We start from the raw sequence: 18,959 nt of genomic DNA, 5'->3' as shown, positions 1-18,959 counted from the left end.
TATTTACATCTCCATTTACTATGTGATAAGCTTTTTACGTCATTCATTGACATTGAACCTCCTATGTTGAAATGTTGTGGTTGCCAGACCAACTCCATTTTAGCACTAGGAGGTTCTTTCCTTTTCTCTAAGAAATTTTACTGACCCCCAGTTTAACTGGGGGTTTAGTCATGCCTATTCGGCGTACAATCACTAACTCCCCCAATGAGGCAACTCATTAGGGGAGTTTTTATGTTCTTTATATTACGTTGTATTATAATCCCGTTCCAGTTCTATTATAGCTCCGTTATAATCGCGTAAAGACCTCTAATGCCTTATACGCCATTAATCGATAACCACGCTCGTTGGGATGAACCTCTCCGGCAAAGACAATTTGTCCAATTTGATCTGCTTCAAACAAGGTAGTATAGAAATCTATAACTTTAATATTATGCGCCTCTGCGTAAGCTTTTAGCTGTTCATTAACCTCTCGTACAACCAGATCCAATCCGTCCATATCGCTATCAATTTGAGTTTCTAAACCGATGATTACCGTCCCTTTTGTACTAGCTAGCTCAATAGCTTTGACCAAAGTCTTGTACACATAGGTACTATCTCGACCTTGTAAAATATCGTTAGTGCCACACATCAAGAAAATATGACGTGTTGGATCGGATACAGCAGTAACCGCCCAATTTTCAATATTATAAATCATACCCTGTACGGAGCAGCCATCTTCACCGTAGTTTGTAAAATTAACACCCTCTATGGATGCATCACAGATTTCGACCCAACCGCGTCCATAGGGCACATCATAGCCACGCGTAATGCTATCGCCAAAACAGATGATTCCCATCTTCACCCCTCCCTCCTGTACTATGACTTAATCATATAATAAAAGAATACCATACACAATATACATATTAATTACAAAAAAGGATCCGTTTTGATCTGCCCTCCAATTAGACGCAATTTTTAGAAGAGCAATTCATGTACGGATCCATTTATATTATTTAAGACGAATAAAGAATAATGCACATGCACCAATAATAGGAGCTATAGCGATAGACATCAAAGACATTTGGTAGCTACCCGTCATGACAAGGACATTGCCCAAGAGAAGTGGTGCCAAGAGTGCACCAATTTGGTTAAACAAGTTTACAAAGCCCGCTGTAGTACCGCGCAAATGAGGTGCTGCAGATTGAACTACGAGAGCATTGGTCAACGCACTATGCATGAAGGCCCCAATACCAAGAATCGGACCTGTTATAAAGAGCATATTTGGATTTGACGTGCTTGCAAACAAAATTAAAGCTGGCCCAAACAAGAACATAACGAGAGCCGCTAAATGGTTCTTCTTAATTGGTAAGATATCAGATAAAATACCGATCGTTGGTTTCGCAATTAGCGCAGCCGTACCGAACACGCTCATGACCTGGCCTGCATAGATAGCCGTTACACCTAATTGTTTAACCATGTATAAGTTCGCCCATTGTGTTACGCCCCAAGTCGTACCTGTTGCGAAGAATCCCGCAATCGCCAAGCAACGAATGTTACGGTTAGAAACGATATGCTTCAAGTTTTCTACTAAAGACGTTTGTCCTACGCCAAGCTTAGCAGCCGCTTCGGAAGCCTCTGCTTCTCGTTGTGCGAGAATTTCTGCACTCGGCTTACGCACCGTGAAGTAACATAATACGAGTACTACCAACGGCAAGATGGCTGTAGCAAGGAATGCAGTTTGCCAACCGTAATGTGTAGCCACATAAGGTGCGTAAAGGTTTACCGTAGTAATACCAAAGGAGGTACAACTCATGAAGATACCTACGGCCGCACCCCGTTGGTTCGGACCGAAGTGATCGCCGATAGCACTCAAACAAGAAGCTTGTACAGGACCAGACATAACGCCTAACAAGAAGCGCAAGCCCCAAGCCATGTTATAGTCTGTAATGGTACTCATCAAAGCCGTTACAGCAGCCATACCAATCAAACTAAACAAGATAGTACGTCTATAACCGATTCTATCGGCTAAAATACCGCATGGTAATACCGTTAACGCATAACCAAAGTAAAAGGCCGAAATATGTTGAGACCCCATTTTAGCTGTAAAATGCAATGCCTCATTGAGGATAGGCATAACAGATGCCCAAGACAAGCGCATAACAAAGCTCAACAAGAACGTGAGCCACACGCTAAGGAGAATTAATATTTGAGTTCGCGAGAAACTAAGTCGATTCATACGAGCTCCTTTCTACAGAATATCTAATAAATATATCGATAGCATATCATAGTGAGTAAAGATTGGCTACATAAAACTATTCTCTCTATCGTCAATTCTCATTTGCTTTCACCTATGCTATACTGAAAGCAATAAAGAGTCTTTGTTGTTAATATTCATAGTATAATTTAGTATCTCCAGCAATATAACTATAGATGCTAAAAATATTACTAATCTGTAATTACCCGCATAGGAGATTGTATTATGTTTTTCTTTAATGATATTCGGCCCATAGGCAATAATACTGAAAACTCTTTCGACTCTATCAAACAAATTGATGCTAATGGAAATGAATTTTGGTATGCACGAGATTTACAAGCTATTTTAGAATATACAAAATGGGATAACTTCTTAAATGTTATTGAAAAAGCCAAAATAGCTTGTCAAAATAGCGAATTATCTATTTCCGACCATTTTGCCGACGTCGGGAAAATAGTACATGTTGGGGTTGCTAATAGAGAGATACAAGATATTGTATTATCTAGATATGCTTGTTACCTGATAGCGATGAATGGCGATTCAAAAAAATCGGTTATCGCACAGGCCCAAACCTATTTTGCAGTTAAAACTCATGAACGTGAAATGCAAGAACAATTTATATCCTTGTCCGAGGATGAACGTCGATTACTAATCAGGCAAGATATAAAGGAACATAATACAGCATTATCAGAAGCAGCCAATAATGCAGGAGTTGAAACACCTCAGGACTTTGCTAAATTCCATAACTCAGGCTATCAAGGTTTATATGGTGGCTTAGGTAACAAGGAAATCCATAAGCGAAAAGGGCTGAAACCTTCACAAAAAATATTAGATCATATGGGAAGTGAGGAATTAGCGGCCAATTTGTTTAGATTAACACAAACAGAAGGCAAATTACGTCGCGATAATATTCAAGGTAAAGAAAATGCAAACATAGCGCATCGAGAAGTCGGTGCAAAAGTGCGTCAAACAATTAAAGAATTAGGTGGTACTATGCCTGAAGACCTACCTACTCCACCAAAAAGTATTAAACAATTAGAAAAAGAACAGAAAAAGTTAGAAAAAAAATAATCTCTTTCCCCATACAATTGCCATTAAAAACATTTGCTATACTGGCATATATATCAAAAAGCAATAGACTTACTTGTATCAAATGTTATAAACCATTGCCAAAACTTAAAGAAAAACTTCATGTATATACGAAAGATAATTTTGATAAATCTATCTATCAATGCTTTTATAGTCAATATATTATCAAAGCGTATCTTTATTAATTACTCATATAAATAAGATATAAATTCATGTTAAAAGCACCCCGCCATCAACATTTAACTAACGACATTGGTCAACGTGATTTACATGACCACCTTATGCAAGTCATTGCAATCATGAGAATTTCCAAAAACTGGAGTGATTTTATGAATAATTTTGAGAAGGTATTTGTTAACTTTGTTCAAGATAAGATAGATTTTGACAGTACATTTTAGTGTTAGTTTATAGAATATAAATAAAATGCCCCCATTACATACTGCATACAATGGGGGCAAATTATTTTATTCTTTTGGTGGCAAAATGGTGGCAAAATTGTGTTATAATTCGTTACAATTCGTTATAATTCCAACTCCATAATATCATTATAAACCTTTATTTTTACTGTGTTTGTTGTAGTTCGTTACAATTTGTTATAATCTGTGATAGTTGTATGTATTGGTGGCGGAGAGGGTGGGATTCGAACCCACGGCCCCTTGCGGAGTCACTGGTTTTCAAGACCAGCTCCTTAAACCACTCGGACACCTCTCCATAACGGTACTATTATATCAAATTGACCTAATAATAAGCAATAACGTAATACGTAAAGAAGCAATAATATAATACATAAGCAAGCAAAAAAGCCGACTTGCAGCCAGCTTTTTCATTTGTATTTAACATTTAGTATTGCCCTAATCTTTTAGTTATTTGTCATATATGCTAGAATAGGTCTTTTTTCCACATGCCTATGATAGCAATGATGGAACACACCACGGAAATACCTACTACTTCGTAGAATCCATTCGGATCATCCTGGAACGGCAACGCCACATTCGTTCCCCACAGACTGAATATGATTGTGGGCACCGCCAAAGTAATCGTAAGGGCCGCCAACATTTTCATAACCATGTTGAGGTTGTTAGAGATGATAGATGTGAAGGCGTTCATCATGTTCATCAAGATATTGGAATACATTTCAACCATCTCGATGGCCTGTTTATTCTCGATGATAACGTCCTCTAGTAAATCTTCATCCTCTTCGTACATCTTGAGCAAATGTCTATAAGTGCTGTGACCACGCAAGCGCAATAGGCGTTCCATAACAGTTCCATTCGTACGCAACGCAGAGGTAAAGTATGTCATGGATTTCTGTAATTCCAATAGTTGGAAGAAGTCTTTATTCTTCGTTGTATGACGCAACTGAACTTCAATATCGTCGGTACGGCGATTAATTTGTTGCAAATAACGTAAGAACAATGTGGCTGTACGGTACAAGATTTGGAACAAGAACCGCGTCTTTTTATATGTATAGAATGTAGACAGTTGGTTTGAAATGAACGGATACAACACCTCGGATTCTTCAAGACATACAGTAATGAAGAAGTCAGGCGTCAAAAAGATACCGAGCGGCACCGTATCGTACATATCATTACCGCGAATCGCAGGAATGTTGATAACCACGAAAATATAGTTGTCCTCTAACTCCACGTGAGAACGTTCTTCCATATCGAGGGCGGTCTTTAAAACGTCCGTTGGAATTTCCGTCAAAATATTGATGAGGGACAACTCATCGGGGTCTGGGTTCACCAAATTTACCCAAGAACCTTTTGTGGCATCTGATACAGTGCAGTCCGAAACTAACTCTTCTTCTATGTGTTTGTACACCGTGATCATGCTATCCCTCCTTTCAACGAACATATAGTAATCATCTAATAAATTATATACTATTTTATAGCTATTATTCAATTCAATTGTGAAAGTTTTGTTTATGTAGTATATACATAAATCACTTTATGTCTATTAACAATGCACAATTGTATATGTTAAAAGCATCTCAAAACATCCTTTTATCAAATCTACCAAAAAATCTAGCGAGCACATAGATTAATAAAGCTGCTAAACTAAAAAATCCACCAAAAGATTAAACCACTAAAACTTACAGTGAGTAAGTATGCAAACAAATAATCAGCAATATATCATTAGGTTAAATCTTATAAAAATAACCTCTATACTAGCTTATCGCTAATATAGAGGTTATTTGTTTTATCCTACTCTGTCAAATCAGAATCATGTCATTTGTTATATTTCTGCATTAATCTATAAGATTACTTTCACCAAATTAACGGCGCAAGATACGAATAGAGTTCAAAATACAAAGAATGGATACGCCAGTATCACCGAATACCGCCCACCACATGGATGCATAGCCCATAAGGCCTAGCGCCATGATAAGAATTTTAACGGCAATAGCGAATACTACATTTTGCCAAGCAACACGCAATGTTGCTTTGGACAAGTCTAGGATATGTGCAATGGCAGTCAAGGATGGACGCATGAACACAACATCTGCCGCCTCGATAGCCGCATCAGCACCACTACCCATCGCGCCACCTACATCAGCACCTGCAAGTACTGGAGCATCGTTGATGCCATCCCCTACGAACATAGTTGGACCATATTCAGAGCGAATATCTTGTACAACAGACAATTTATCTTGAGGCAACAACTGAGCACGTACAGCACTTACGCCAGTTTCTTTAGCAATGTAATTTGCACTTGCTTCAGCATCACCTGTAAGCATAACAGTTTTAATATCTTGACCATTAAGATTAGCAATCGCTTCAGCAGAGTCTGGGCGAGCTTCATCGGCGATGATGATACGACCTAAGTATGTATTACCTTCTGCGACAAGAACTTCTGTGCCATATTCAGCAGCTTCTGTTGGATAGCCTTGCACATTATAGCGTTCCATAAGACGACGGTTACCAATAAGTACTTGTTGACCATCTGCCATACCTACCATACCTTCACCAGCTAACTCTTGAACGAAATCAGAAGGTTCCACTGTAAGGCCTTGATCTTTTGCTTCAGACACGATGCTTGTTGCGATTGGATGTGTAGAAACGGCTTCGATAGCTGCCGCCATGGATAACAATTGACTGGAACTTACATGAGAGCCTACAGTTTCTACGCTGTGAACTTTGAACTCACCAGATGTGATAGTACCAGTTTTATCAAGAGCTACTGCTTTCACATTAGCCAACGCCTCGATAACTCGACCACCTTTTAATAAGATACCGTGTTTAGACGCATTGCCGATACCGGAGAAGAATGCAAGTGGCACGCTAAGCACCAATGCACATGGGCAAGAAATAACGAGGAATGTTAAGGCTGTGTAGATCCATTTATGCCATTCACCAGTAATAAGGGATGGGATGATAGCTACAGCCAATGCAAAAGCTACAACGATTGGTGTGTATACGCGAGCAAAACGAGTAATGAAACGGTCGATTTTAGGTTTAGAGGATGCTGCATTTTCCACGGCATCAAGAATTTTAGTAACCATGGATTCTTCAAGAACCTTATCTACACGCATTGTAATGCGACCAGATTCGTTGATACAACCAGACATAAGTTGAGTGCCAGGTACGGCGCGAACAGGTACAGGTTCACCTGTTACAGGTGCTGTATTAACGCGTGTTTCACCTTCAAGCACTGTGCCGTCTAGAGGAATTAAATCGCCAGGACGAACTTCGATAGTCCAGCCTACTTCAACCTTTTCAGGAGCCATAACTACGATTTCACCACCGCAGTCTGTATCTACAACGCGCACCTCTTGAGGACGCATATCAACAGCGTTCATGATTTCTGTACGACTACGATCAGTTGCTTTTTCTTCGAAGAACTCACCGATACGGTAGAACAAGATAACGCCTACGGCCTCAGGCAATGCATCGATAGCAATAGCACCCAATGTAGCGATAGACATCAAGAAGTTCTCGTCGAACACTTGGCCTTTTAAGATATTGCGACCTGCGATGCGCAATACTGGGAACGCAAGAAGAATATACGCAACATAGTAAATTGGAGTTTCAATACTCTCTGGTAAGCTGATGGATGGGACAAAGGATGACAAAACATCATAAATCATAAATAACAAGCCTGCTACGATGACTGCAATTGTTACAGCATCACCATCACGATCCTGGTCAGGACCATGATCATCCATAGCCGCTTTGGATTTACGTTCATAATCTGCTACGGTTATGCCCTCTTCGATGGCATCACAAATGTCTTGAATGTCACGTTTAAGAGCTTCACGGTCTTCCCAAGAGCCGGTTAATTTTAATTGATGTGTAGCAAGTGTGAAATTGGCAGTCTCTACCACATCCATTTTACAGATACGATCTTCAATTTTTGCTGCGCAGTTCGGACAGTTCAAATCCTTCAATAACAATGTTTCTTCCATGATATCTCCTTTGATAATAGTGAACGCTTCTATCCTGTATTGTAAGTTAATAGGTAATATTTTTCTAATACTTATTAGACATATCTTGTTTCATATCTTGTTATATATGTTCCTAAACATTTTTCATCAGATATTTTTATTTATATGAATACCTGTTCATATGTTTATATTACATCAAAGGAGATTAAATGTCAATACAAAATCATATTCAACATATATCAAATTTTATTTACTTTAGTTCTAACTATATTCACCTTATATCAAATTTCGTTCTACCAGGAATTTATGTGCTACATCAGCTGGTAGTTGATGTTCCGTTTCAACGGCGTAATTCATCTTCGCCATCTCTTGATCTGTAATCGTATGATTCAAACTTTCTAATACAGGGCGCAGTTCAGGATGAGCAATCAATACTTCGCTACGTACCACATTGCCAGACATATAAGATGGATATAAATGTTTATCATCTTGTAACACCGTAATCGGTGCGATACTTAATTGACCATCAGTCGTGAATATCGGCATTACATCCACCTCATCACGACTAATAGCCGTATATTTTAGCCCTATATCCATATCTTTAGTAGCTTTAAATCTCATGCCATACACGCGTTGTAATCCAGCATAGCCATCTTCACGTCCAAAGAAATCATATTCCCCTCCTAATGTTAGGGATGGTGCTATACGAGCAAGATCAGAATACGTTTTTACGCCATAACTCTGAGCAATTTCATTACGCACCCCTATGCCATAGGTATTATTAAAACCGTACATGCCGACCCACTCAAAATTATATTTCTCTTTATAGGCCTGTGAAAGCTCATTAAATAGACTTTCATCATACGTATCCGTACGTTTTAGCACAGCAGACCAAGCTGTACCAGTATATTCAGGATATATATCAAATTGGCCAGAAAGCATAGCTGGTTGAATATTTGATGTACCACCACCGACACCTTCTGTAACCTCTACGGTTAAATCAGTCTTCTTCTCGATCAATTCTTTTAAAACATTCCCCAAAATAAGCTGTTCCGTCATGGGTTTCGTTGCAATATGAATAACATCGGTCTTCACATGACGGCAATACATAGCCCAACCACCTATACCCATCGCAATTATCATCATCATCGAAACAAATATAATCGTATAGCGCTTCATATGAGGGCTAATACGCGTTACTCTTTCACCTAAAGAAAAGAGAGCATCAACGGTAATGGCTAATAGGGCAATCAGTAGACTGCCTGCAATTGTCAAAGCACTTTGATTCGTTGTAATCCCCCTATAAATCGCTACACCTAAGCCACCAGCACCAATAAAGGACGCAATACCTGTCAAGGCAATGGTCATAACGAGCATGGTCCGTATACCAGCCATAATAGTCGGCATAGCCAAAGGAATCTCTATATTCCACAAACGTTGAATCCGCGTGAGCCCTAATGCAATCCCCGCTTCACACATGGCTTGATCAATCTGGTTAAGACCAGTAAATGTATTTCGTACCATCGGTAATAAAGCATATATAACCAATGCAATGATAGCCGTCGTATTACCAACACCTGATACGTACAACAAAAGGCCTAACATCGATATAGATGGAATTGTATATAGGAAATTAACCACTACCATAACTGGCGCAGCTAGCCGTTTATATTCGTATATAAACACACCCAATAAGCCACCGATGATGGTAGCAATAACAGAAGCTAATACTGAAATTTCTATATGCTCCCATAATAGCTGGAGGAAAAAATCATAGCGATTTATAAGTAATGATATGACATCATGCATTACATACACCGCCTTTCTAAGTCAAAAACACGAAAAATTATATAGGTATATTAGAGTCAACAAAACTAAAGAAATCTTTATAAAGCTATATTTACCCATGATACTATTGTATACCTAATTATTTCTTAACTCTAGTCTATTTACCATACACAGTAAAAGCCATCATTTATATTTATATATCATACAAGTTTAGCTCTTTAATATATCTGAAAGGAATAACAGTTCCTTGTACAGATAGAATTTGTAATTGCTCACTAATCATATCAACAGCTCCTATAAGTTCCGTATATTTTCGTTTGTTGTAGTAAACGATTCGTACCCACTCCCCACAACGTACAGATTGTAAAACTGTATTTAACTCGTCTATTTGATCCTCTGATAACTCTGCCCGATTTTCTTTTGGCTTTGCTACAGCGGCTAATAACGCTTCAAATCCCCTCAATGCCGCAAAGGGCATAAATTGTTTTGCTCGCTGTAACCGAGACATGCGATGTTTCATTAATGTATACCTCCCCTTACGCGACTAATGTATTTCCAATGTATCCATTATAATATCTATTCCCCATTATGACCGCCTACCAAGGTATTTCTAAAGCGCATGGTTCCTTCCTCTTGTAAACTAGAGGCACGCAAAATAGAATTCTTACCAAACTGTTTCTTAATGGATAGCATAGCCTCTTGTACCTGTCGCTCTTTTTCCTCTTCATTTGTAGTAAGAGTGCTAAATAGGTCCACCTCTTGAGGTATGGCGGATCGATTGACTAAATCCTCAAAGCTGACCCCTATACGCCGTATGAGCTCATTCTTATGGCAATGCTGCTCGTATAATTTAATAACCGCCGTCGTCAAGGTCTGTAGAGAATCTGTATACTGCTTAAGCTTTTTAGAACCTCCTGTAGAGCGCATCATTTCATTAGCATAGCCGATATGAACATAGATATGATTTGTAACCCCTTTAATTTGTAAAAGCTCTAACACCAAGGACTCTACCATTTCACGCATAGGCACGCATGCCTCTTCATAGGTATAATTGCGCAACAAAATCTGACTGTGCGAGATAGAGTGCTTAATGGGGCGATACGCATGGATATCCGCAATCGTACAAGGCTCACGGCCCCAAGCATGGTCAATGATGAGCTCTGCATTAATGCCAAACTCCTTGTACAACTTCGCTTCTGGAATCATGGTAATACCATGTAAATCATAAGCACCATACTTATGCAAACGATTAGCTATGCCCTTACCAATCTGCCATATATCGGTCAAGGGCTGATGATACCAAATTTTCTCTTTAAAAAGGCTTTCATCAAGATAACCTATAAAATCAGGTGCATGTTTCGCCAAAATATCGAGGGCAATCTTGGCGAGAAACAAATTCGTTCCAATCCCAACGGTGGCATAAATCTTCGTTGCCGCTAGCACCGCATCAAGCAACATCTGCGCCAACTGACGAGGCGTCTTTTTATATAATGGCAAATAAGGCGTGATATCGATGAAATACTCGTCGATAGAGTACACATGTACATCTTCGGGCGCCACATACTTGAGCAAGGTTCCATAAATCTCAGCAGATACCTGCATATACCGCTTCATATGTGGCTTCACCGTCAAATACTCAATATGCGGTGGAATCTGAAATAATCGGCTGCGATTTTTAACACCTAACTTTTTTAAGGCTGGAGAAATAGCCAACGTAATAGCCCCCTTGCCACGAGAACCATCGGCCACCACCAAAGGTGTTGTAAACGGATCCAGTCCCAAATCGGCGCATTCTACAGATGCGTAAAAACACTTCAAATCAATACACATATACAGCCGATCCGTATCAGCTGAACCCATACAAACACCTCCCTAAAGCGCTAAACAACTAGCTTTTACAAAAATTAAGAACACAAGAATTTGTATGACTAGTATAACAAAAATTCGCAGTATTTTCAAACATATGTTTGTCTTTATAAAGGTAATTTTATAGAAAAATAAAAAGCACCTAACACTAGATATATAATCTAATGTTAGATGCCATATGTTTAACAAACTATTAAAGATAGCTAATTTATTTCTATCAAAACAAACTTAATAACACTAATCCCCCTAATACAATTGAAACAGCGCCATACTCAATAGTTATCGTCACATTATCTATACTTACTTCTCCATTTTTTGCAAGCACACCTGTCGGACTAAATTGAACCATAGGTCCACTGGTTGGTGCAAAAGGAATATAAAACTCTACACTCTCAGCAGTATGAGTTTCACCATTCAAAATATACTTAATATCATAACCATAAATATATCTATCCGCACCAATCACTCTAAATGGTATTTCCTTTGTAACTCGTGGAAGTATAGACACAATCGTTACTGGAGTTCCATTGCGACGTAATAAAAATCGTTTGATAATTAAATACAACCCACTAATTATTAACCCAAGAGCCACACAAAAGAAGTAAAACACAAAAAACTCAGTACCTCTAACCATCATACGCTCCTCTCCCAACAATACAACGAAAACTATCGAGTGCCACTATATTGATGGGACACCTTCATATCTACAGTGATAAAAAGAAAGGACTATACTTATGCAGCGACATCAGGTCACGAGGAGCAAAGAAGTATAGTCCTTTCTTTTTAATTAAAATGTAGCTGTGTTATGGGGCCCCATCAATATAGGGCACCCCCACGATAGTTTTCATTATTGTTCCGGCCCTAAGTCTCGGAATTCTACGTCTCTAAATTGTGTTAATTCTCCAACGAATTGGAGTTCTACGGTACCGATGGAGCCATTACGATGTTTACGAATAAGGACTTCTGCATTGTCCCCTTTTTCGGAGTTTTCATCGTAATATTTATCGCGGTACAAGAAGATAACGATATCCGCATCTTGCTCGAGGGAACCAGATTCACGAAGGTCCGAAAGTACAGGCCGTTTATCTGGTCTGCTTTCAACACTACGAGATAACTGAGACAAAGCGATAACCGGTACGTTAAATTCACGAGCAATCAGTTTAAGATTACGAGAGATTTCGGACACCTCTTGTTGACGATTTTCACTGCCCTTACCAGCATTTCGACCTTGCATCAACTGAATATAATCGACGATAACGAGATCGAGGCCATGTTCCACCTTGAGACGGCGCAATTTAGAGCGCATATCTTGTACGGTAAGACCCGGCGTATCATCGATAAAGAGCTTGGATTTACTCATGCGATCCGCTGCGGCAATAACCTTTTCCCAGTCAGCAGGATCCATGTTCGCACGGCGCAATTTTTCAGAGCTCACACCTGCCACGGAGGACAAAATACGACCAACGAGCTGTTCCTTGCCCATTTCCAGGGAAAAGAACGCCACCGTCTTGTCGTACAACATCGTTACGTTTTGAGCAATGTTCAAGGTGAAAGCTGTTTTCCCCATCGCAGGACGAGCCGCTACGAGGATGAGGTCAGATTTTTGTAAGCCGTTGAAAATATGGTCCACATCTTTAAAGCCTGTTGGCACACCTGTAATAGCACCATCATGCTGTTGCAGTGCATTAAGTTTATCTAGATTAGATAAAACCACTTCACCAATAGCTGCAAAGGAGGATTCAGACTGAGTTTGACCGCTTACGTCTAGCACCATTTGCTCTGCCTTATTGAGGATTGCCGTCGGCTCATCTTCGCCAGCATACGTCATGCCTACGATTTTATTCCCTGCATCGATGAGGCGGCGCAACTGAGCTTTCTCGCTGATGATTTTCGCATGTTCCTCTACATTGTAGGAAACCGATTCATTCGCAAGAGATGTAATATAAGCAAGACCACCTACTGCATCAAGGCGCTTACGACGGTCTAGTTCTTCACCAACTGTGATAAAGTCAGCCGTCTTATTGGCATGCACGATTTCTAGAATAGCATCGTAAATAATACGATGTGCATCTCGGTAAAAATCTTCAGATTTAAGAATACTCGTCACCGTATCTACAACGGCACCCATATTGGATCCATTAGTTAATAAAGCCCCCAAAACGGCCTTTTCCGCATCTAGATTATGCGGTGGAATGCGTACATCCATGATAATCCCCTTCACACAACCACTATGGATAAAAGAATTCACCATACTCAAAGAGCATGGTGAATACTATTATTCGGCTACTACATTAACCTTGATAGTACTTGTAATTTCAGGATGAACACGAACTAATACGTCATGTACGCCCAATGTTTTCAATGGTTCTTTAATTTCGATTTTCTTTTTATCGATATCTACTTTGTATTGAGCTTTAGCAGCATCGGAAATATCTTTAGCAGTAACGGATCCGAATACACGGCCTTCTTCGCCCATACGAACTTTTACAGTTACTTCAACCTTAGTCAATTGAGCTGCCAAGATCTTAGCTTCGTCATTTGCAACGGCTTTATTATGAGCAATGGATTCTTGTTTTTGTTTCGCATTATTTACGTTAGTTGCTGTACCTTCAAGGCCGAGGCCTTTTTTGATCAATACATTACGACCATATGCGTCGCTAACTTCAACGATTTCGCCCTTTTTACCAACTTTTTTAACGTCTTCTAACAATACTACTTTCATTGTTGTTCCTCCTCTTGTTCTACGGAATGAAGCGCATCAAGAGCATGCTCCAAAATGGCCTGCTTCGCTTCCTCTATGGTCATACCTTGTAATTGAGCACCAGCCACAGTTCTATGACCGCCACCACCCAAGGCTTCCATTACAACTTGTACGTTCACCTTGCCTTTGGATCGAGCGCTGACGCCGATACCGCCATCATTTAGGGAATATAGTACAAAAGCTGCTTCAATATCTTCATTACTAATGAGCATGTCCGCACTTTGTGCAGCCAACGCCATCATATCCTTCAAACCTTCAGGCGCTACGGAAATAGCAATCCCTTCAGTACGACTTGCTTCAAATACCATTTTAGCACGCAATTGGATAGAATCGAAAGTTTCAATAAACAATTGTTTAACTCTGTCGATATCCGCTCCTGCACGGCGCAAAAATGCTGCAGCCTCAAAGGTACGCGCACCAGTTTGTTGAACAAAGTTCTTCGTATCTAATACGATACCTGCATAAATGCCTGTAGCTTCCGCTTTTGAAAGTTTCACAGGAACACCTGCATATTGTACAAGCTCTGTTACGAGCTCAGATGTAGACGATGCAGATGGTTCCAAATAGGTAAGTAATGGATTTTCTACAAAGTCCGCTGCACGACGGTGATGGTCGATAACGATGCGTCGTTCAGAAATTTCAAGCGCCTCTTGAGCCGCCACCATTTCCTGACGATGCGTATCACACACGACAGTGAGCGTATTCGCATCTACCCATACTCTTGCAGCTTCTGCAGTAATAATATTCTCTTTCCAGAACTCTGACTCGTTAAGAACATTCACCATTTTATCGATGGCGCTAGTTTCTTTTGAAAGCGCAATGCGCACGTCTTTACCAAGTGCTCGAGCAATGGCTGCTACACCGATAATGCCACCTAAGGCATCATAGTCTTCGCGCTGATGCCCCATGATAAGGATCTTATCAGAATCAATCATAAGCTCATGTATCGCTTGAGATACAACACGAGCACGAACGCGCGTATTCTTCTCAACGCCTGCCGTATTACCGCCAAAGAAGCGCGTACTTTCACCATCCATAATACACACTTGGTCACCACCGCGACCTAATGCAATATCTAAGGCTGCACGAGCACGGCCAGATACATCTTTCACAGAACCTACATTTTCACTAATACCAATAGAAATCGTAGCTGGTACTTGACGCGGAGAAGGTACTTTACGGATTCGTTCGAGCACTTTAAACCCGTCTTCCTCCATCTCATGAAGCGCACCACGAGAAATGGCAAAGGTATACATATCATCTTGGAAGTTACGAATAAAACCTTCGTAGCGGTCAATTTCATCCATGATGATATTATTTATATCTGTCCAAATACTAGTATACTCACGATCACTAAGACCTTTTGTCAATTCTTCGAGATTATCAATCTGAATCATGCCCCATACAGGCTGTCCCTCTTCCGCTTTAATACGGGCCTTTTCTAGGTCAGTAATGTCCTTAAAGTACAATGCCATCACTGCATGTTCCGCAAGTTCATCTTCACTATCAATATCTGATCGCGTATCCCGAGGATCGATAAATTTATAAATAATTTGGAAGTATCGATTTTCATATTTTTCCGTCATATATCCGGACTTACCCCAGATTTTATCGATACGGAAACCAGGCAACAAAGCAGACATTTTTTGGAGCTTATTCCAATCCACCTTAACCCAGTCAGCGAAAACACTATTATTCCACACCAATGTGCCTTGCTTATTAACAAGAACAATCCCCATTGGCAAATTTTGTAAAGCAAAATTAGAAGCTTGTGTGACGTTTTTCATCATCGCACTAAACTGTTCTCTTGCTAAACGACGCCGGTTATGAAGGGTATTATAATTAACCAAATACGCCGCTACTACAATGATTAATGCTAAAATTGCAATAGCCCAATTTAAATAGGCCAACAATAATAGCAATAATACGAGAACGGCAACAATGGTAATTTCTAAACCTTTCCATCTCCGTTGAAAGGATTTCATAACGGCCTCCTTTCTATTACTATTGACGCGCTTTGTAACGTGTCCGTAAATCTAAAAACATATCTATAACACCAAATATCGCTAGTGCTTGTCCAAAGAAGAAGGCATATACACCAAGTAATATCCACTTCAATTTATTACTCATGCGATAACTACTCATTAAATCTGCTAAAGCAGCAAAGCCATGAACAGAACACATAGAACTACCAAGAAGAACTAAATTATTACTAATAGTTGTAATCCATGAAGACTCCATATTAATATGTGGAGCGCCATAAATCCCAATGATACCAAGTGCATATAAACCAGCACTCCAAATAGGCATCTTCCATTCTTCAATCGGTAAAAATCGAGGTATGGAAATATGTAATCGCTTGCCTAACCATATAGATATCTGAATTGTTACATAACTATATGCTACTGCGGCTATTGCCACAGCTACAAAAAACATATCCTTCAAAGAAGCAGTAAGCTTATTCATTCTTTCTAAGAATAAATCCGCTTGCTCTTGTGTCATATTAGGATTTGTTTGTAACGCCTGTTCTGCTAATGTACGAGCTTGTTCAGTTATTTGAGTATCTATCATTGATAAGTCAATACCAGATATATATACTTGTGAAATTAGGCTAACTAATACAGCAATAAACATGGCAATACTAGGAAGTAGTAACCGTTTAATCGTTCCCAACGAAAGACGATTGCCTTCTCCAACCCCTACGCCTACAACAGAAAATAACCCTACGGCCAATCCATTCCATGGTCCGAATAACACTACTGACAAAAATGTAGTAATAACGGCTGCCGATATACTATACTTGCGGCCCCATTTTGTTCCAATTATTCCAATCGCTGCAGGCGTAACCAAAAATGCTAAAAAAGCGAAACCAGGCACATATACACTGATAGCACCTAGCATAACACCTATAGCACTAACAAACGCAGTTTCTACCATCGCTCTTGTATTTGTTTTATTCATAAATCACCATTCTTACATAAGAAGATATATTAATTGGTATCTTTTAATTATAACAGTTTAAAAGGGTAACTTCAAATACCCCATATAGTAGACAATTGCGATAGTGGTGCTATTTATAGTACTGGCAATACATATAAATAACGAAAAATAGGGAGCCACCTAAAGTAGCTCCTCATCTCATATTACCATATGTAATTGACGCATCATTTCAAATACATTCACATATGAAACATCAAAATGCTCACATATATCCGGTATTTTGACTTTCGTAGTGCTTGGTCCCGCTAAGGTTTCGTGGGTTACAACCACACCTCTGCGGACACTCGCATAAGCTATAAGCCAAGGATCCGCTTTAGCCAAAAAGCGATGTTTTTCTGCATCCTTATATTGTTGATTTGACATCACATATTCAGCGATATCTACATATGAATTTTGTATCTCATCATCATTTGTCGCTTCAGTAAATGTCAAATAATGAGTGTTAAACCAAGTAGATAACTCATCATTACCGCTCATAATTTCATTTTTAATGTGATCAATAGTTAAAATATTACCTCTACTGCGAGATATCAACTCATTCCAGAACGATGGAACAATATCAAACCCATAATATCGGTTCTTTGCATCTATAAAGGTATTACTATCAAGAACATACATAGTTTTTTCTCCTAAAAACTATACTCATTCACATATTTTGTAAAAGTACTACCACGTAAGCCTAACAACTCATACGCATCTCGATACGCCAATTCACCTGCTCGAGCAGCTTTGACAACAGTACGACTAAAACTTTCACCCAACCGAGCGTGAGCAGTGACATAAAAATCCCCACCACCTCTTGTCTCTCGTTCAGGTAAGCTTTGTAATCGCTGATTAAAACGTTCCACTAGTCTATGATATTGAATTCGAGTAATATATCCATGCTCTAATGCTATACGATAGATAACATATTCACTCACCTTAAAACGCTTAGCTACGGTCTCATAATCCTCCAAATGTTCATTCCACACTGGAATAAATCGAGATTCCGGCACAAGAAATTCACCTGCAAAGCTGTTACAATACGGCTCAGAAGAGCTATCAGTAACGCCTTCCTCACCTAATAATATATGACAAAACTCATGAATAATCGTAAACAGCCTCCCATGATTCGAATCAGCTCCATTGATAAAAATAACAGGTGCATAAGAATCAATTAATGTAAACCCTCTAAACTCATCGACAGATAATTTACGTCTAGTGTTAGAGCCCACAATACCGTTAACAAATACAGTAACACCGATAGCCTCGATGCGTTCACGTATATATGTAAACGGATCTGCTATACCTATTTGCCAACCAGCCTCTATATTTAATAACGAATAAGCTTGATGCACAAGACTTCTGCTATCCATGTGTTTAGAAAAACCCCCTACATAAGATAACGCATCTATTCCTAAATTAAGCTTTCGATATTGACTCAACCAATCTTGGCGAATCTGCATATCATAAATAGTATCTCTTAACTCAGGACTATATGGCCTATCAGGGATTTCACCATTTAGTCTTCTAAAATCAGTAATCTCTTTATCCGATAACTGTGGAGGATTCTTTAAATAAATATACCCTAACGGTACATTGGAAAAAGTAGCTAATGCCTGTATTTGGCAAATTGTCGGATGCACACTGCCGGCAATCCACTCTCCATACTTTGGAAACCGCTTATAAAAAGCTTCATAACCTTTACCACTATATTTAGGTAACCAGTTTAAAATAGCTCCACTCACCGGAAACCGTCCGGACATACCCTCACCTCCCTTTCCCCTTTATTACTCTTCTACTAAATAATATTCGCTACTTATTATAAAATTCCTACTTTGATTACATTAATTTTA

The 18,959-nt window shown here is 39.3% G+C and carries 15 protein-coding genes and 1 tRNA gene; 1 reads left to right on the top strand and 15 read right to left on the bottom strand.

All coding sequences use genetic code 11. The annotated features are described in order from the left end of the window. Window positions 1–286 precede the first annotated feature (286 nt). Window positions 287–835 carry an SGNH/GDSL hydrolase family protein gene (locus KH286_RS03905; protein WP_077707759.1) on the bottom strand — a complete coding sequence of 183 codons (549 nt, stop codon included), beginning with the start codon at window positions 833–835 and terminating at the stop codon, window positions 287–289. A gap of 153 nt (window positions 836–988) precedes the next feature. Next, complete coding sequence (locus tag KH286_RS03900; protein WP_278617626.1) at window positions 989–2,215, bottom strand: MFS transporter; 1,227 nt, start codon at window positions 2,213–2,215, stop codon at window positions 989–991. A 243-nt stretch (window positions 2,216–2,458) separates the two neighbouring features. Here KH286_RS03900 and dinD point away from each other — a divergent pair, with 243 nt between their 5' ends. After that, window positions 2,459–3,304 carry a DNA damage-inducible protein D gene (gene dinD, locus KH286_RS03895; RefSeq protein ID WP_077707761.1) on the top strand — a complete coding sequence of 282 codons (846 nt, stop codon included), beginning with the start codon at window positions 2,459–2,461 and terminating at the stop codon, window positions 3,302–3,304. A gap of 640 nt (window positions 3,305–3,944) precedes the next feature. Here dinD and KH286_RS03890 read toward each other — a convergent pair. The 13 genes from KH286_RS03890 to KH286_RS03830 form a co-directional block, all read right to left on the bottom strand. Further along, window positions 3,945–4,033, bottom strand: a tRNA-Ser gene (locus tag KH286_RS03890). Window positions 4,034–4,201: 168 nt separating this feature from the next. Further along, the gene (locus tag KH286_RS03885) at window positions 4,202–5,155 is read right to left on the bottom strand and encodes a magnesium transporter CorA family protein (protein ID WP_004694714.1); all 954 of its coding nucleotides are present in this window, start codon (window positions 5,153–5,155) and stop codon (window positions 4,202–4,204) included. Between the two features lie 445 nt (window positions 5,156–5,600). Continuing rightward, a complete protein-coding gene (locus KH286_RS03880) occupies window positions 5,601–7,730 on the bottom strand; it encodes a heavy metal translocating P-type ATPase (RefSeq protein ID WP_004698110.1) in 2,130 nt (709 codons plus the stop codon). Between the two features lie 255 nt (window positions 7,731–7,985). Beyond that, window positions 7,986–9,518, bottom strand: coding sequence for a glycine betaine ABC transporter substrate-binding protein (locus tag KH286_RS03875; protein WP_156697309.1), 1,533 nt, complete (start codon window positions 9,516–9,518; stop codon window positions 7,986–7,988). Window positions 9,519–9,690: 172 nt separating this feature from the next. Then, window positions 9,691–10,017, bottom strand: coding sequence for a YolD-like family protein (locus KH286_RS03870; protein WP_004694706.1), 327 nt, complete (start codon window positions 10,015–10,017; stop codon window positions 9,691–9,693). 56 nt (window positions 10,018–10,073) lie between these two features. Beyond that, window positions 10,074–11,357 carry a DNA repair protein gene (locus tag KH286_RS03865; protein WP_278471986.1) on the bottom strand — a complete coding sequence of 428 codons (1,284 nt, stop codon included), beginning with the start codon at window positions 11,355–11,357 and terminating at the stop codon, window positions 10,074–10,076. 223 nt (window positions 11,358–11,580) lie between these two features. Then, window positions 11,581–12,000 (bottom strand): hypothetical protein, encoded by a 420-nt coding sequence (locus KH286_RS03860; protein ID WP_239649300.1) that lies wholly within the window; start codon window positions 11,998–12,000, stop codon window positions 11,581–11,583. A gap of 210 nt (window positions 12,001–12,210) precedes the next feature. Beyond that, on the bottom strand, window positions 12,211–13,569 hold the full coding sequence (gene dnaB / locus KH286_RS03855) for a replicative DNA helicase (RefSeq protein WP_008714774.1): 1,359 nt from the start codon (window positions 13,567–13,569) through the stop codon (window positions 12,211–12,213). A 69-nt stretch (window positions 13,570–13,638) separates the two neighbouring features. Further along, window positions 13,639–14,085, bottom strand: a complete 447-nt coding sequence (rplI, locus tag KH286_RS03850; RefSeq protein WP_004694699.1) for a 50S ribosomal protein L9 — start codon at window positions 14,083–14,085, stop codon at window positions 13,639–13,641. Beyond that, window positions 14,082–16,109: a DHH family phosphoesterase gene (locus tag KH286_RS03845; protein ID WP_004698232.1), complete on the bottom strand. Its 2,028-nt coding sequence runs from the start codon at window positions 16,107–16,109 to the stop codon at window positions 14,082–14,084. Before KH286_RS03845 ends, rplI begins: the two co-directional genes overlap by 4 nt. 19 nt (window positions 16,110–16,128) lie before the next feature. Further along, window positions 16,129–17,085, bottom strand: a complete 957-nt coding sequence (locus KH286_RS03840) for a DUF2232 domain-containing protein (RefSeq protein WP_021148697.1) — start codon at window positions 17,083–17,085, stop codon at window positions 16,129–16,131. Window positions 17,086–17,262: 177 nt separating this feature from the next. Continuing rightward, entirely contained in the window at window positions 17,263–17,742 is a 480-nt protein-coding gene (locus tag KH286_RS03835) for a DUF4411 family protein (RefSeq protein WP_101928550.1), read from the bottom strand. Window positions 17,743–17,753: 11 nt separating this feature from the next. After that, complete coding sequence (locus tag KH286_RS03830; protein ID WP_156697312.1) at window positions 17,754–18,869, bottom strand: ImmA/IrrE family metallo-endopeptidase; 1,116 nt, start codon at window positions 18,867–18,869, stop codon at window positions 17,754–17,756. Window positions 18,870–18,959 lie beyond the last annotated feature (90 nt).

It is taken from the genome of Veillonella parvula (assembly GCF_018378075.1).
Taxonomy (GTDB): Bacteria; Bacillota; Negativicutes; order Veillonellales; family Veillonellaceae; genus Veillonella; species Veillonella parvula_K.
Note: the sequence above shows the minus strand (reverse complement) of the source record. Positions and strands in the feature narration are given on the sequence as shown.

What these genes read in the sequence shown, in the direction of transcription:
- KH286_RS03905 (WP_077707759.1), bottom strand. Translation starts at nt 835, where the DNA reads ATGGGAATCATCTGTTTTGGCGATAGCATTACGCGTGGCTATGATGTG.
- KH286_RS03900 (WP_278617626.1), bottom strand. Translation starts at nt 2,215, where the DNA reads ATGAATCGACTTAGTTTCTCGCGAACTCAAATATTAATTCTCCTTAGC.
- dinD (WP_077707761.1), top strand. Translation starts at nt 2,459, where the DNA reads ATGTTTTTCTTTAATGATATTCGGCCCATAGGCAATAATACTGAAAAC.
- KH286_RS03885 (WP_004694714.1), bottom strand. Translation starts at nt 5,155, where the DNA reads ATGATCACGGTGTACAAACACATAGAAGAAGAGTTAGTTTCGGACTGC.
- KH286_RS03880 (WP_004698110.1), bottom strand. Translation starts at nt 7,730, where the DNA reads ATGGAAGAAACATTGTTATTGAAGGATTTGAACTGTCCGAACTGCGCA.
- KH286_RS03875 (WP_156697309.1), bottom strand. Translation starts at nt 9,518, where the DNA reads ATGCATGATGTCATATCATTACTTATAAATCGCTATGATTTTTTCCTC.
- KH286_RS03870 (WP_004694706.1), bottom strand. Translation starts at nt 10,017, where the DNA reads ATGAAACATCGCATGTCTCGGTTACAGCGAGCAAAACAATTTATGCCC.
- KH286_RS03865 (WP_278471986.1), bottom strand. Translation starts at nt 11,357, where the DNA reads ATGGGTTCAGCTGATACGGATCGGCTGTATATGTGTATTGATTTGAAG.
- KH286_RS03860 (WP_239649300.1), bottom strand. Translation starts at nt 12,000, where the DNA reads ATGATGGTTAGAGGTACTGAGTTTTTTGTGTTTTACTTCTTTTGTGTG.
- dnaB (WP_008714774.1), bottom strand. Translation starts at nt 13,569, where the DNA reads ATGGATGTACGCATTCCACCGCATAATCTAGATGCGGAAAAGGCCGTT.
- rplI (WP_004694699.1), bottom strand. Translation starts at nt 14,085, where the DNA reads ATGAAAGTAGTATTGTTAGAAGACGTTAAAAAAGTTGGTAAAAAGGGC.
- KH286_RS03845 (WP_004698232.1), bottom strand. Translation starts at nt 16,109, where the DNA reads ATGAAATCCTTTCAACGGAGATGGAAAGGTTTAGAAATTACCATTGTT.
- KH286_RS03840 (WP_021148697.1), bottom strand. Translation starts at nt 17,085, where the DNA reads ATGAATAAAACAAATACAAGAGCGATGGTAGAAACTGCGTTTGTTAGT.
- KH286_RS03835 (WP_101928550.1), bottom strand. Translation starts at nt 17,742, where the DNA reads ATGTATGTTCTTGATAGTAATACCTTTATAGATGCAAAGAACCGATAT.
- KH286_RS03830 (WP_156697312.1), bottom strand. Translation starts at nt 18,869, where the DNA reads ATGTCCGGACGGTTTCCGGTGAGTGGAGCTATTTTAAACTGGTTACCT.